Source organism: Acinetobacter sp. WCHAc010052, assembly GCF_002165295.2.
Classification (GTDB): Bacteria; Pseudomonadota; Gammaproteobacteria; order Pseudomonadales; family Moraxellaceae; genus Acinetobacter; species Acinetobacter chinensis.
Genome location: NZ_CP032143.1, coordinates 2,496,887 through 2,510,678, shown reverse-complemented (window position 1 = coordinate 2,510,678; position 13,792 = coordinate 2,496,887). Strand labels below are relative to the sequence as shown.

The 13,792-nt window shown below is 43.3% G+C and carries 13 protein-coding genes; 7 read left to right on the top strand and 6 right to left on the bottom strand.

Annotation, left to right across the window (positions count from 1 at the left end; translation table 11 throughout):
* The first annotated feature begins 1 nt into the window (after window position 1).
* The gene (locus CDG61_RS12335; protein WP_087549643.1) at window positions 2-397 is read left to right on the top strand and encodes an immunity protein YezG family protein; all 396 of its coding nucleotides are present in this window, start codon (window positions 2-4) and stop codon (window positions 395-397) included.
* Window positions 398-1,205: 808 nt separating this feature from the next.
* On the opposite strand, the gene CDG61_RS12325 is transcribed toward CDG61_RS12335, so the two are convergent.
* From CDG61_RS12325 to CDG61_RS12305, 5 genes are read right to left on the bottom strand one after another with little or no spacing between them, the layout of a single operon-like run.
* Window positions 1,206-2,009, bottom strand: coding sequence for an ABC transporter ATP-binding protein (locus tag CDG61_RS12325; RefSeq protein ID WP_087549376.1), 804 nt, complete (start codon window positions 2,007-2,009; stop codon window positions 1,206-1,208).
* Window positions 2,006-3,022, bottom strand: a complete 1,017-nt coding sequence (locus CDG61_RS12320; RefSeq protein WP_087549375.1) for a FecCD family ABC transporter permease — start codon at window positions 3,020-3,022, stop codon at window positions 2,006-2,008. Before CDG61_RS12320 ends, CDG61_RS12325 begins: the two co-directional genes overlap by 4 nt.
* A 1-nt stretch (window position 3,023) precedes the next feature.
* On the bottom strand, window positions 3,024-4,052 hold the full coding sequence (locus CDG61_RS12315; RefSeq protein WP_087549374.1) for a FecCD family ABC transporter permease: 1,029 nt from the start codon (window positions 4,050-4,052) through the stop codon (window positions 3,024-3,026).
* Window positions 4,053-4,058: 6 nt separating this feature from the next.
* Window positions 4,059-5,051, bottom strand: a complete 993-nt coding sequence (locus tag CDG61_RS12310) for an ABC transporter substrate-binding protein (protein ID WP_087549373.1) — start codon at window positions 5,049-5,051, stop codon at window positions 4,059-4,061.
* Window positions 5,052-5,056: 5 nt separating this feature from the next.
* Window positions 5,057-5,866, bottom strand: a complete 810-nt coding sequence (locus CDG61_RS12305) for a siderophore-interacting protein (protein ID WP_087549642.1) — start codon at window positions 5,864-5,866, stop codon at window positions 5,057-5,059.
* A 250-nt stretch (window positions 5,867-6,116) separates the two neighbouring features.
* Here CDG61_RS12305 and CDG61_RS12300 point away from each other — a divergent pair, with 250 nt between their 5' ends.
* Window positions 6,117-7,439, top strand: coding sequence for a condensation domain-containing protein (locus CDG61_RS12300; RefSeq protein ID WP_087549372.1), 1,323 nt, complete (start codon window positions 6,117-6,119; stop codon window positions 7,437-7,439).
* A 21-nt stretch (window positions 7,440-7,460) separates the two neighbouring features.
* Here CDG61_RS12300 and CDG61_RS12295 read toward each other — a convergent pair whose 3' ends face one another.
* Window positions 7,461-8,234: an SDR family oxidoreductase gene (locus tag CDG61_RS12295; protein WP_087549371.1), complete on the bottom strand. Its 774-nt coding sequence runs from the start codon at window positions 8,232-8,234 to the stop codon at window positions 7,461-7,463.
* A gap of 162 nt (window positions 8,235-8,396) precedes the next feature.
* Here CDG61_RS12295 and CDG61_RS12290 point away from each other — a divergent pair, with 162 nt between their 5' ends.
* From CDG61_RS12290 to CDG61_RS12270, 5 genes are all read left to right on the top strand, one after another.
* Window positions 8,397-9,623, top strand: coding sequence for an isochorismate synthase (locus tag CDG61_RS12290; RefSeq protein ID WP_087549370.1), 1,227 nt, complete (start codon window positions 8,397-8,399; stop codon window positions 9,621-9,623).
* An 11-nt stretch (window positions 9,624-9,634) separates the two neighbouring features.
* Window positions 9,635-11,299 (top strand): (2,3-dihydroxybenzoyl)adenylate synthase, encoded by a 1,665-nt coding sequence (locus CDG61_RS12285; protein ID WP_087549369.1) that lies wholly within the window; start codon window positions 9,635-9,637, stop codon window positions 11,297-11,299.
* A 16-nt stretch (window positions 11,300-11,315) separates the two neighbouring features.
* Complete coding sequence (locus tag CDG61_RS12280) at window positions 11,316-11,966, top strand: isochorismatase family protein (protein WP_087549368.1); 651 nt, start codon at window positions 11,316-11,318, stop codon at window positions 11,964-11,966.
* Entirely contained in the window at window positions 11,963-12,193 is a 231-nt protein-coding gene (locus CDG61_RS12275) for a phosphopantetheine-binding protein (RefSeq protein ID WP_087549367.1), read from the top strand. Before CDG61_RS12280 ends, CDG61_RS12275 begins: the two co-directional genes overlap by 4 nt.
* A 126-nt stretch (window positions 12,194-12,319) precedes the next feature.
* Window positions 12,320-13,486, top strand: coding sequence for a type III PLP-dependent enzyme (locus tag CDG61_RS12270; protein WP_087549366.1), 1,167 nt, complete (start codon window positions 12,320-12,322; stop codon window positions 13,484-13,486).
* Window positions 13,487-13,792: the final 306 nt, after the last annotated feature.

The following is a 13,792-nucleotide window of genomic DNA, read 5'->3' as shown; positions in this document are numbered from 1 at the left end:
AATGAACTTTATCGAAAAAGCTCAACTTATCAATATAATAGTTCAAGAAGTTGTTGATAATATTATTCCTAATAATTGGAATAATATTTCTTTTTATACTGAAAGGATGAGGGATGAAAATCTTGGATTGAGAAATAAGACAACTATAGAATGCTGGGTAGGAGTTCCTTCTGTTTTATATACAAAAGATTACGCATTAAATACAAGTGGGGAGTTATTAGCAGCAATTGATTCACTTTATTTAGAGTGTGAAAAGGATGGTGACATTTGGTCTGGGTTTTTATTAACAATAAATAATAGAGGTAAATATTCTAGTAAGTTTTATTATGAAGGTGTACCTTTAATTGATGGAAATGATGCTGAGTTATCAAAAAGATTGGCAGAAATAAATCCTTAAAATGCCAAACTGATTGACAATATGATTTTAACTGAGATTTGTTCGACTCATTTATAACTGGTTATTCTTACTCTATTGTTATTCGGTGAAGTGAGATAAGCTAAATACTTGAATTGATGGTTCAGCAGGTTGTAATTCTGCTGTCTTTAAATATGTCACTCTATATATGAAAAATAAAAGATTAATTTTCCCTTTATTAAGTGGAATACTTTGTTCAGCATGTAGTACAACATGGCAATGGCAAGCAAACCCTGTACATAGTGAGTATCGTTCACAGATCAAATCGATCTGTATCGAAAATAATTCTAAGGTTAAAATTGACTATTTTCAGGAAATGCTCATTAATCGCTTGGGAAGTTATCATATTTAAATACAAGTCTTTGATGCTCCATTTAAATCAAATACTTGTGAATTTACCTTGAATGATGACGCAGCTGAAGACTACAAAACTATATTTTTATCAGCGATATAATGTTAAAGCTATATAATTGTGTCAGGCAAAGAAAATGAGCTTTTTATGTATCGGTTGATGCATTTTTAGTTTGACTGAAGTTATTCGCTTATGAAGCCTCAGAAGTGTTTGTTGTAGATGCAATGAGCGACACATTGCATGCTCAACTTGAACAATAATATGTTGAATATCATTGTTCCGTGTACCATCAGAACAAACCGCAATACCTTAAAAAATATGAAGCTGCATAGTCAGTATGTACTAAAGTGTTATTGGTGCTGGATAAATGAAAAAACAATTTAATTCATTGCACGCTATTTATCTTTAATCACGGTGTCGGTGAGATAGAGGGGCGAATTAACAAGCAGGGTCGCCAAAATTTTCAGGGATGACAATCAGTCTTTGTGTACCTGTCTGGGTTGAGTGCCTTACCTGATGGATCTCAACCTGAATATGATACAGCTGCATGACTAAATCAGGCGTGAGAATCTGTGCAGGCATACCCTGAGCAACAATTTCCCCGTCTTTCATTGCAATCATATAGTCAGCACATCGGGCAGCTGTGGCTAAATCATGTAATACCATGATGATGCTTTTGCCTCTGTTTGCCAGTTCTCTGACTAGATTCAAAATATCTGCCTGATGCCCGATATCGAGCATGCTGATCGGTTCATCGAGCAGGATGAGAGGTGTCTGTTGTGCCAGCACCATTGCAATCCATGCACGTTGACGCTGTCCGCCTGACAGACTGGATAAGGGCAGATGCCTCATTTCAGTCAAATGGGTAGAGGTTAATGCTTCATCTATGGCAAGCTGATCTTCAGTTTTCCATTGTTTGAACCAGCCCTGATGTGGAAAGCGACCAAAACGGATCAGTTGTTCAACCGTCATTCCACTGGGAGCAGTCACATGCTGGGGCAGAAGTGCCAGCTGTCGGGCAAGGTCACGTTTGGACAGATCATTCAGAATATGATTTTCCCACATGACCTGACCATCGTATTGAGCATGAATCTGGGCAATACATTTCAGAAGTGTGGATTTTCCACTGCCGTTCGGACCAATTAAAACAGTCACCTGACCCTGATTCAGTTCAAGATTGATATCTTTCAGCACAGCATGTTTTTTATAGGCTGCATTTAACTGAGAAATTTTGAGTGTCATTTCCTGCTCATATTTCGTGAATTATTATATAAAAGCCATAAGAGTAAAGGTCCACCGATCATTCCACTGATAATGCCCGCAGGAATTTCAACGGGTGCCAGCAGAGTTCTGCCGAGCAGGTCTGCAGCCACAACCATTAATGCGCCAATACACATCGCTGGGGCTAAAGGGAAAAGATCTGCAGGGAACAGTTTAAAACTCAGAATCGGAGCTGCAATGGCGACAAAACCAATTGGGCCTGCAATACTGACCGCTGTACCTGCAAGAAATGCTGCAATAATAATCATGATAAAGCGCAATGCCGGTAGCGAAATTCCAATGCTCTGAATGACCGTATCAGGGAGAACAACAACACTGAACAGTCGTCGCCATAACGTGATTATAAAAATCAGTGACAGAATCAAAATGGAAGTTGGTAATAGTACTGAATAACTGCGACCAATTAAGCTGCCTGAACTGAATACTAAAATACTGCTGCTGTGCATGATGGGCAGTGTGGAAAGAATCAGATCAAAACTGGCTTTCATTAAGGTTGCGATTCCAACTCCAATGACCAGTATGCGATAACCCTGAGTACCGACCCCACCGGAGGCAATCAGGATAATACCGATACAGGCAACAGCACCGAGCAGCGCATGCCACCACTCTCCCATTACATGACTGCTGGTCAGTAAAATGGTAAAGGCTAAAGCCAGCACAGCACTGTCACTGATTCCAAAAATATCGGGACTGGCTAAGGTGTTTTTTGTGACCAGTTGCAGCAGTAAACCTGACAGTGCAAGAGCCGCACCAATCAGCAGACCTGCCAGCAGGCGGGGCAGCCGGATATTTTCAATCAAAAGCTGATGCATGGGTTGAGCCTGATCAAAAGCCACAGACCAAAGTTCTGCAGGTGAAAGTTGAATCTCACCATACATCAGACTGGTCAGTACCAGAAACAATGCAATGACACAGAGGAGTAACCATGAAATCAGGGGCGGGTTGAATACTGAAAATGAATAAGGTTCTTTCATTTTACTTCTCCGCCTGAACGATGTTCTGCAGGCTGGACTGTCGTACCATCCAGATCAGAACCGGAGCACCGACAAGGGTCAATAAAATACTGACAGGTGCTTCAAAGGGCTGGACAATGATACGGGCAAAAATATCTGCAATTAATAACAGCACCATGCCAAACCATGCACTGTAAAGTAGTTGCTGTCTAATGGTCACTGCGCCAGCAGCCCGGGCAAAATAGGGTGCAATCAGTCCTAAAAAAGCAATCGGTCCAGTCAGTGCAACGGCACTTCCGGTCATGAGTACAATGGCAGTGATACAGCTCAGTTCCAGTAACTTGATGTTCAGTCCCAGGCTTTGGGCAAGCTGATCGCCGACCAGGCTTAAGGTCAGCGGGCGTATGACCGAAAATGTGATGATGACACCTGCCAGAACAGACAGGCTGGCTGTCAGAAGGTATTCGGGTTCAACGCGGTTGAGTGATCCAAGCACCCAGAAACGGTATTCATCCAGTCCATTCTGAAACTTCAGTAACAGCGCAGCCATCAGTCCCTGAAAGGTACTGGTGATCGCCAGTCCTGCCAGGATCAGGCGGGTCAGGGAACTGAAGTCAGTCTGTCCACGGGGAGTTAAGGCAAAAACCAGCACAGCACTGACCAGTGCACCTAACATTGCCCAGAAAAACAGGCTCAGACCACTGAGCTGTAAAATAACGGCAATCACTACAGCCAGAGAAGCACCACTGTTGATGCCAATCAGACCGCTGTCAGCCAGTGGGTTTTTTAACAGATTCTGTAACAGGACACCTGAAAGTGACAGTGCTGTTCCCGTCAGTAACGCTGCAAATGTACGCGGAATACGCAGTTCAGACAAAGGTTCAAGTGGTGTCAGGCTGAAACTGGAGAGACTTTGCCAAAGCAGGCTCAGGCTGTGAGTAAAACCCGGTGAACCTGCTCCTTTGGCAATGGACAGTATGCTCAGTAATATCAGTACAGTCACCGCACAGACATATTGTAAATGACCTGATTTCTGCAATGTTTGAGACATGGCAACTTATGGTCTGGACATATATGCAGTGACATCTGCGATTGCTTTATTTGCAGCATTTGGACCACCCACACCTGTCCACATGGATGCATCAACGACAAAATACTGGTTGTTTTTTACAGCATTGAGCCGTTTGAATTCAGGTGTCTGATTCAGGGTGTCCAGTTGCTTTTCAGATGATAAAGCACTGCCGATAATCAACCAGTCAGCATCAATCTGATCATAGCGTTCTTTACTGATCGGAGAGGAATGACTTGCTCCTGCCTGCTGCTGCTGTGTTGGACGGGTCAGTCCTAAATCTGCCAGAACCTGGCTTGCAAATGAGTCTTTAAACATATAAACAGGACCATTTGCTGTCCAGCGGGTGACGCTGACCGTTTGCCCCTGAAGTTTTGCAAGTTTGCCTTTTGCCTGCTGGACATTCTGGTCGTATACAGCCAGTACCTGGGTGGCTTTTTCCTGCTGATTCAGTACATCTGCTATTCGGTTAAAGCTGCTTTTCCAGGCTTCACCACGTGCAAAAGTGACCACAGTGGGTGCAATCTGGCTCAGCTGATTGATCAGCTGAGTATCAATCATACTGCCAGCAATAATCAGGTCAGGCTGTAATGAGAGAATGGTTTCCATGCTGGGTTGTCCAAAATTACCCACTGAAGCAACCTGTTGAGTCTGCTGGGACAGATAGGGCTGAAAGGTACTCTGTCCACGGACATAGGTGCTGCCTACAGGGGTAATACCGAGAGCAATTGAACTGTCCAGATCCAGTTCGCTCAGTACAATAATTTTCTGAGGATGACTGGGAATACTGACCTGGCGATCCAGGGCATCCGTAATCTGTCGTTGCTGTGGACTGGTGCTCTGAGTCTGCGGGTCTGCTGACTGAGTGGACGTTGAGGTACTGCCATCCTGTTTTGAACAGGCAGTTAAGGCAGTCACCAGTGCAATCAGCGCAAATGTTTTGATTGCAGGAAATCTGCTTTTATTTTCTTGTTTATACATCGGTATTATCCTTCATCGTCCATGACGTTATGACGTTCATCATGGTAGCTTTCTTCACTGTGCCCACGTTTCCAGTAGGGAACGGCATATAAGTTTGTTTTACTGATGCTGTACTGCTGTCTTAATATTTTTCTTAAATTGACAACACGTGTGTTTTCACCTGCCAGGGTGACTGAGATATTGTTATGGCTCCAGTCGAGACTTTTAAAAGCATGTTGAATCGTACTTTCTGTGTCAGAGTCAGAGCTGATCCAGTGAATCTGGATACCTTCAGGGTGGCTTAAATTCTGCTGGTCAGTTTCGTTTTCTGTTTCAATCCAGACTTCACCAAAAGCCGTATCAGTCAACTGTTCAAGTGACGCTGCAATCATGGGCAGGGCAGATAAGTCACCAATAAAAATAAAATAATCAGCTGCCGGATTGAATCTTGCGGGTCCACCAGGTCCTGCCAGCCCAATGATATTTCCCGGTTGAGCTTTGACCGCCCAGTCAGCAGCAATGCCAAAATCTGCATGACGGACAAAATCAATGACGAGCAGCTGTTCCTGAACTAAGAAATCCCGGATGGTGTAGGTACGGGTAATCGGTTTTTTTCCATCAGGCCAGACCACTTTACCCAGTTCATTTTTATAAGGGAGTGGTGGAGTGGCATCCGGTTGATCAGGAAAAAATAATTTAATATGAGCACCACCAGCATCGCGTGGAAAACCGGAAAAACCGCTGCCTGAAAAGTAGATGCGCTGCATGTGGGGAGAGAGCTGAACAGAGGATTGCACCTGAATGTGTCGTGGCGTTGAAGCGGGATTTGTTGCCATTTTCTCATCTACTTTTGTGTACGGAAGAATAAACATAAAGCTGCATGTCTGCATATTTTATATTCAGGATCAGCATAATATAAATTTAAAGATATTTAATTACAATTGTTAATGATAATTGTTATCTTTTATTACAGATTCTGTCACATCAGTTCTGAATAATATCTGGCGTAACGAATGCTACAAAAATTATCGTCAATTTTAAGACGGGTATTTATCTGATAAAACCTGTTTGATTACTGGTATTTATATGCAAAAAGTGGATACATTGCAGCTGTTGACCCGAGCGCAGCACAGCATGTGGCTCGGTCATAATTATCATGGCAGTCTGCCGTTTCATACCGCAGAATGGCTGGTCATTGAGGGGGCACTCAATAGAGAATTATTTCATAAAGCAGTACTTCTGACTTTACAGGAAGCGAAAGCACTGCACTGGCGTGTGATTGAACAGGAGGGTAAATGCTACCGTCAGGATGATGTTGAGGTTCAGCCCGCCCGCTTTATGGATCTGTCACACCTGAATGAACAGGCATTGATGGAATGGATTGAACAGCAGGTGACACCTGCATTTGATTTAACGACAGGGCATTTATATGACTACACTTTTGTTCATCTGGATGATCAGAAGTATGGTCTGTTCTTCAGGGCGCATCATGTCGCGCTGGATGGCTATGCTTATGGTCTGATGATCAGCCGTTTTATTGATTATTATCAGTCTTTGAAAAATGGAACGGAACTTAAAAACAAGGCTTTTGATCACTACGGTAAATTTATAGAAGATGAGCAGCGTTATATTGAGTCTGAAAAAGCAGAAACAGATTTAAGTTTCTGGAAGAAAAACTTTTCAGGTGAATATGCACCAAAAAAACGGCTGAAACGGCAGTTGAATGATCCGTTTACTCAGGGTTACCGTTTTGAGGATGTGATTGCTCAGGAGGAGCAACAGCAGCTGAATGTACTGGCAGCTGAGTTGAAACTGCCTGCTGCAATGATTGTCATGGCAGTATTTATGGGTTATATGGCAAAGCAGATGGATGATCAGCAGCAGTGTTTCGGTATACCGGTACTGTCACGTATCGGTACAGCTGCAATGCGGATTCCATGTCTGACCATGAATATTCTACCGCTCAGACTGGGTACTCAGGGTACAGAAAATTTACAGGAAACAGTGAAACTGCTGGCGTCCAGATTTTCAGAAATCCGTCCGCACCAGCAAAGTTATTTTGAGCAGTTACGTTTTGTTCTGGATGACTTTGAGCCATTTGATAATATTTTATTTGGTCCTGTGGTGAACTGGATTCCATTTCCATTGCCTGAGTTTTTTGAAGGCTGTCATTTAAAGAAAACTACCATTTCGGCAGGACCGATTGAAGATTTTGATATGGCTGTCACCAATAAAATTGTGGATGGTCAGGAACGGTTGTTTCTGGCGATGGATGGGCATCCTGAACTGTATACAGTGGCGAGTCTGGAAGAATACTGGCATGACTTTATGAACATGCTGAAGTCATGGCTGATGCATCCTGAAATGACACTGAATGATTGTGTGATTGGTAAAAAACTGCCGGATTAGTTCCGACAGTTCTGGGTGGTGCTATACCCCAAGTGTTGCGCCACCATCGACGACTAGTTCATGCATGGTGATCTGTTTTGCCTGGTCAGAAAGCAGAAACAGTACAGCATTGGCAATATCTTCAGGTTCTGCAATTTTTTTCAGGGGAATGCCGCTGCGGTACTGTTCAAGATTACCTTCAATAATACTTTCAGGAGGTCGATCATCTGTCCATAACTGGCGTTGCATCTGTGTCAGTGTGGAACCCGGCAGGACCAGGTTACAGCGGATTCCGTGGGGCGCCAGTTCCAGCGCCAGGTTTTTAAAATAATGACTGACGGCTGCTTTGGTAGTGGCATACAGCCCCATACCTGATCGGGGAACAAGTGCTGCATTGGAGCTGATACTGACTATGGAACCTGAGCGATGTGGAAGCATCTGCTGTGCCACCCACTGACTCAGCTGGGCAGGTCCAATAAAATTGATGTTCAGATTATTCAGCCACTGTTCTTTTGATGTTTCGAGCAGACTGCCCATTTCCAGGACACCGGCTGCATTGACCAGCCCCATGATGCTCTGATGCTTAAATTTTGAATGCTGGATTTTTTCAATCAGTGTTGCAGTTTGCTGAATATCGTGGCTGATGGCTTCAAAATTCTGAATTTCCTGGTGGTCAGATGTTTTCATAACCTCCCATTCATCCACCTTTGGATTCAGGTCAATTCCAGTCACCTGATGCCCCTGGGCAAGCAGCTTCTTTACTATGGCTGCACCGATGCCTCGAGCTGCACCGGTAACAATAAATAAGCCCGTCATACTGTACTCCTTATAATTTTAACAAAAACTAAACGATAATGGTTATCATTTAAAAATGATAACCATTATATTGTCGGTGTTCAACAGTCTTGAGGTAACTTGAGGTCTCGGTGAACAGGTGCTGTATCGAATAAAAATATCTCCCAAAGAGTGAGAGAAAATATGTTGTCAGTAGAACCATCTGTATTTAAAAATGCAATTGGAATCAAAAGGGAAGAACTGCTGGAAGAAGGTATTCCAGGCTTTGTCTTTGCAACTCCGACAGGCATGATTTCCAGTAAAAAAATGATCAGGAATATTGGTTTTGAGCGATCTGAAAATCTAAATTTTCTGGAGCAGCAAAAAAAATGGTTAGAGCAGGCAAAACAGCAGCTGACCGATCAGATTCAGGAAACAGACAACTCTGAGCTGATTATTGTAGGCAGTCTGCCATTTGATAACCGTGACTTGCCTGAACTCTCCATTGCGGAAGCCAGGAACACACATTTGGCAGATATTGCTGAGGTCAGCTGCACCACATTGTGTGCAGAAAATACGGAAGCAAGGCTGCTGCCACAACATGCAGACTACGTGGATGGGGTCAGAAAGCTGGTTGAAATCATGCAGAAAACTGAACTGAAAAAAGCAGTTCTGGCACGTGCCATAGATTTAAAAACCACTGAAAAAATTAATATTGTCGAGCTGTTTTCCCGTTTATTAATGTCCAATCCTGAGGGATATACTTTTGCTCTGGCACAGAATCCTCAGAAAAATGGATGGTTTATGGGAGCCAGTCCAGAACTGCTGGTGGCAAAGCAGAATGAAAATGTTTTCAGCCATCCTGTTGCAGGAACACTGATCCGCTGTGAAAATCATGCCGAAGATCAGGCACAGGCTGAACGCCTTTTAGCCTCAGCCAAAGATCATTATGAACATCGGCTCGTGATCGAATCGATTGCAGATTTACTCTCTCCTTTATGTAAAACCCTGAATATTCCTAAAACACCCTCCTTAATTAAAACCCAGACCTTATGGCATCTGGCAACTCCAGTTCAGGGCAAACTGAAAGACCCTGAACAGCATATTTTTGACCTTGTTTCTGTTTTACATCCAACGCCTGCGGTATGCGGACAGCCTGCTCAGCTGGCAAGAAGCCTGATTTCAGAACTGGAACCTTTCCAGCGCAATCTTTTTGCCGGCACGATGGGATGGAGTGATGCTCATGGTAATGGCGCATGGTCAGTCAATGTCCGTTGTGGTCGTATCCATGATCAGTCAGCCCGACTGTATGCAGGCGCAGGCATTGTAGAAGCCTCACAACCTGAACTTGAGCTGAGTGAAACCGCTGCAAAATTTAAAACAATGTTCAATGCTTTGGGTTTAAAAGCTGAAGAACTGATCTTTAACTAACAGGTTTTGTCATGTCAGATCATCAACTTATTGAAGCGAAACTCGGGGAAGGAATCGTGCCGTATCCGCCTGAGTTTGTAGAGCGTTATATTGCCAGAGGTTACTGGCAGGGGCAGACCATCAGCCAGTTCTTTGACGACTGTGTTCAGAAATATGCCACACGTACAGCCATTATCTGCGCTGATTGCCATATTACTTATGCTGAACTGGCACAAAAGGTGGATCTGTTTGCTGTATATCTTGCGCAGAAAGGCTACCAGACAGGTGACAGCGTCGTGATTCAGCTGCCGAATATTGCAGAATTTTTTATTGCGTATTTTGCCTCAATCCGTATTGGGATGCGTCCGGTTATGAGTCTGCCTGCACACCGACATGCTGAAGTCAGTCATTTTATTGGACAGACAGAAGCCAGACTTTACATCTGCGCTGAACAGTATATGGGATTTGACTATCGGACTCTGGCAAGAGAGTGCCAGTCGCGCTGTCCATCACTGCAACAGGTTATTGTCATTGGAAATGCAGCAGAATTTGATGCATGGCCTGAACTGTCAACAGTTGCGAACAGGTATGTGATTACAGCAGAGATTACAGCCAGACAGGTTGCATTTTTTCAGTTGTCTGGTGGCAGCACAGGAACACCTAAATTAATTCCAAGAACACACGACGACTATTTATACAGCGTACGTGCCAGTGCTGAAATCTGTCAGCTGGATGAAAACACTCGTATGCTGATGGTACTGCCTGTTGCACATAATTTCAGTTTAAGTTCAGCAGGGTCGCTTGGATTGTTTTTTGCCGGTGGAACACTGGTTCTTGCCAGAGAGCCTTCACCTGGAACATGTTTTGAACTTATTCAAACGCACAGGGTTACGCATGTTGCCCTGGTTCCTGCACTGGCGGCAAAGTGGGTCGAAGCTGTTCAGCAGGGTGCCAGAAATATTTTTGCTGATCTTGAAGTGGTACAGGTGGGCGGTGCCCGACTGCCTGATGCACTGGCAAGACAACTGATAGAGGACTATGACTGCTGCCTGCAACAGGTCTTTGGTATGGCAGAGGGACTGGTCAACTATACCCGCTATGATGATTCTGTAGAAACCATCATTTCCACGCAGGGAAGCCGCATCAGCGCAGATGATGAAATTAAAATTGTCGATGATGAAGATCAGGAACTGCCTGCTGGAGAAACAGGACACCTGTTGACCCGAGGTCCTTACACCATCCGTGGTTATTTCAAAGCAGAAGAACATAACCGCAAAGCATTTACCAGTGACGGTTTTTATCGGACAGGTGATCTGGTCCGTATGACTTCTGAAGGAAATATCATTGTTGAAGGTCGAAGTAAGGATCAGATCAATCGGGGTGGAGAAAAAATTGCCACTGAAGAAGTTGAACAGGTGCTGAACCAGCATACTCAGGTCATACAGTCGGCACTGGTTGCCATGCCGGATCACATGCTGGGTGAAAAAAGCTGTGCGTTTATTCAGTGGCGCCGTGAAGCACATGACCCTGCACCTGTGCGTTTAAATATGCAGCTTAGACAGCATGTTCAGAAATCAGGTTTAGCCACATTTAAAATTCCAGACCACATCGAATTTGTCGAGGATATGCCCTATACCGCTTTAGGGAAAATCGACAAAAAAGAATTGCGACAACGTCTTATAAAAGCATCCAATTGAATTTGCAGGTAAAAAAATGACCATTCCCCGTATAGCCGGTTATGCCATGCCACAGGCTGGCAGTTTTCCGGTCAATAAAGTTAACTGGCGCATTGAAACAGATCGGGCAGTATTACTTGTTCACGATATGCAGCAGTATTTTCTGGATTTCTATGATCAGACACAGGCGCCCATACCAGAGCTGATTCAGAACTGTCGAAAACTGATTGATCAGTGTCATGCAGTAGGTATTCCTGTTTATTACACTGCACAGCCGGGCGATCAGACACCTGAACACCGTCAGTTACTGACTGATTTCTGGGGTAAGGGACTGGCATCCGGTGAAAAAACAGTGCCGATCATCTCTGCCCTGGAACCTGCAGAGCAGGATACTGTACTCACAAAATGGCGTTACAGCGCATTTAAAAAAATTGACTTCGAACAGCAGATCAAAGCGCAAAACCGTGATCAGCTGATCATTTGTGGTGTCTATGCACATATCGGTTGTCTGATGACGGCAGCTGAAGCCTTTATGCTGGATATACAGGCGTTTCTGGCAGGAGATGCACTGGCAGATTTCAGTCTTGAGGAACACAGAATGGCACTGAATTATGCAGCAGGAAGATGCGCCAGAGTGATGGATACAGCATCCATCATTCAGGACATTCATTCAGGAGAGCAGAAATGAATGCAACCCGACTGAATCTGGAAGAAATACGTCAGATCGTTGCAAAGCAGCTCAATATAGATGCTCAGGATATTCAGGATGAGGATGATCTGTTCATGCTGGGACTGGATTCCATGAGTCTGATGACACTGGTCAGTGTCTGGCGAGCTTCTGGCATCAGCGTTGAGTTTCAGGATCTGGTTGAAAACCCGACAGTGACTGGATGGTTACAGCGCTTAAATCAATAAATTCTGTAGGCAGCATATTCAGTTTGCGGTGCTGAGCCTGGATTGAGTTACAGCACTGCTCCAGACCTTCTGATGGTTAAAAACGTATGCCATCTCATCATAAAATTGAAAAATAATGGATTTCCTATGCAGTTAGAACATTACTATTCGTCACAACAATGGAAAAAAATTCAGAACTTTTCTGCAATGAAAAACAGTCCATTTTTAGTGGTCGATCTGGATCGTATCCAGTTTAAATATGAAGAACTGAAACAGTGCTTTCCATCAGCAACCGTTTTTTATGCAGTCAAAGCAAATCCAGGTCGTGAAATTATTCAGCGTCTGAAAAATATCGGTTCAAACTTTGATGTCGCTTCCACTTATGAACTGGATCGTGTTCTGGAAAGCGGTGTATCACCGGAACGGATTTCTTTTGGAAATACCATTAAAAAAGCGGTCGATGTTCAATATGCCTATGATCAGGGGGTTAGACTGTTTGTGACAGATGCCCGTGCAGATCTTGAGCAGATTGCACAGTTTGCACCAGGTTCCCGTGTCTTTGTCAGGGTGCTGGTCGAATCAGGAACTACCGCAGAATGGCCTTTGTCCAGAAAGTTTGGCTGTGACCCTGCCATGGCAGTGGACTTAATGGTTCAAGCAAAAAAACTGGGGTTAAAACCTTATGGTGTCTCTTTTCATGTGGGGAGTCAGCAAAAAGAAGTTACGGTCTGGCGTACAGCACTGGATACAGTAAAATCAGTTTTTGAAACGCTGGAAAATCAGCATCAGATTCAGCTTGAACTGATTAATATGGGAGGTGGATTTCCAGCCCGCTATCTGTCAGAAATCAACAGCATTCAGGCTTATGCTGAACAGATTAAAATGTATTTAAAACATAATTTTAACCGGGAAATTACACTGTTTTTAGAGCCAGGACGCTCACTTGTCGGTGATGCGGGTGTGATTGTTTCTGAAATTGTTTTAATTTCAAATAAATCTGAAAAAGACTCAAAACGCTGGATTTATACAGATGTTGGGGTATTTAACGGTTTAATTGAAACCCTGGGTGAGACAACCAAATATCCGATTTATACGCCTAAAATGCAGCCTCAGGCAGAACAGTCCAAAGTAGTACTGGCAGGTCCAACCTGTGACTCAACCGATATTATGTATGAAAAAATTCCATATCAGTTGCCTTTGGATCTGGTCATTGGTGATCGCCTGTACTGGTTAAGTACAGGTGCATATACCACTTCTTATGCATCAGTTGAATTCAATGGTTATCCACCATTGCGAACGTTTTATTTAGAATAAGATTAATGTACAGGGATGTACTGATCCGATATATGGATTATTTTTTTCTAAAATAAATATGAAAAAAATCATGATAAAAGTGAATTATATTATGTAGCCGGATATATTTTTATAAAAATATTCTTTGTAATGTGTGAAATATAATCAATAATTACTGTTTGATTATTCTGATTATAATCATTTTGTTGATTGCTAATGACTTAATTTGATTATCCGGTTTATTTTGAATTATTAAGGCTTTTATATACTGAATGATTTACTGATTAATCAGTATATATTTTTGTAATTAATCCCCATTTCTAGTGA

Coding starts and splice junctions, on each gene's coding strand:
- CDG61_RS12295 (WP_087549371.1), bottom strand. CDS start 8,234: ATGACGGGCTTATTTATTGTTACCGGTGCAGCTCGAGGCATCGGTGCA.
- CDG61_RS12320 (WP_087549375.1), bottom strand. CDS start 3,022: ATGAAAGAACCTTATTCATTTTCAGTATTCAACCCGCCCCTGATTTCA.
- CDG61_RS12310 (WP_087549373.1), bottom strand. CDS start 5,051: ATGTATAAACAAGAAAATAAAAGCAGATTTCCTGCAATCAAAACATTT.
- CDG61_RS12275 (WP_087549367.1), top strand. CDS start 11,963: ATGAATGCAACCCGACTGAATCTGGAAGAAATACGTCAGATCGTTGCA.
- CDG61_RS12300 (WP_087549372.1), top strand. CDS start 6,117: ATGCAAAAAGTGGATACATTGCAGCTGTTGACCCGAGCGCAGCACAGC.
- CDG61_RS12290 (WP_087549370.1), top strand. CDS start 8,397: ATGTTGTCAGTAGAACCATCTGTATTTAAAAATGCAATTGGAATCAAA.
- CDG61_RS12315 (WP_087549374.1), bottom strand. CDS start 4,052: ATGTCTCAAACATTGCAGAAATCAGGTCATTTACAATATGTCTGTGCG.
- CDG61_RS12285 (WP_087549369.1), top strand. CDS start 9,635: ATGTCAGATCATCAACTTATTGAAGCGAAACTCGGGGAAGGAATCGTG.
- CDG61_RS12305 (WP_087549642.1), bottom strand. CDS start 5,866: ATGGCAACAAATCCCGCTTCAACGCCACGACACATTCAGGTGCAATCC.
- CDG61_RS12325 (WP_087549376.1), bottom strand. CDS start 2,009: ATGACACTCAAAATTTCTCAGTTAAATGCAGCCTATAAAAAACATGCT.
- CDG61_RS12280 (WP_087549368.1), top strand. CDS start 11,316: ATGACCATTCCCCGTATAGCCGGTTATGCCATGCCACAGGCTGGCAGT.
- CDG61_RS12335 (WP_087549643.1), top strand. CDS start 2: ATGAACTTTATCGAAAAAGCTCAACTTATCAATATAATAGTTCAAGAA.
- CDG61_RS12270 (WP_087549366.1), top strand. CDS start 12,320: ATGCAGTTAGAACATTACTATTCGTCACAACAATGGAAAAAAATTCAG.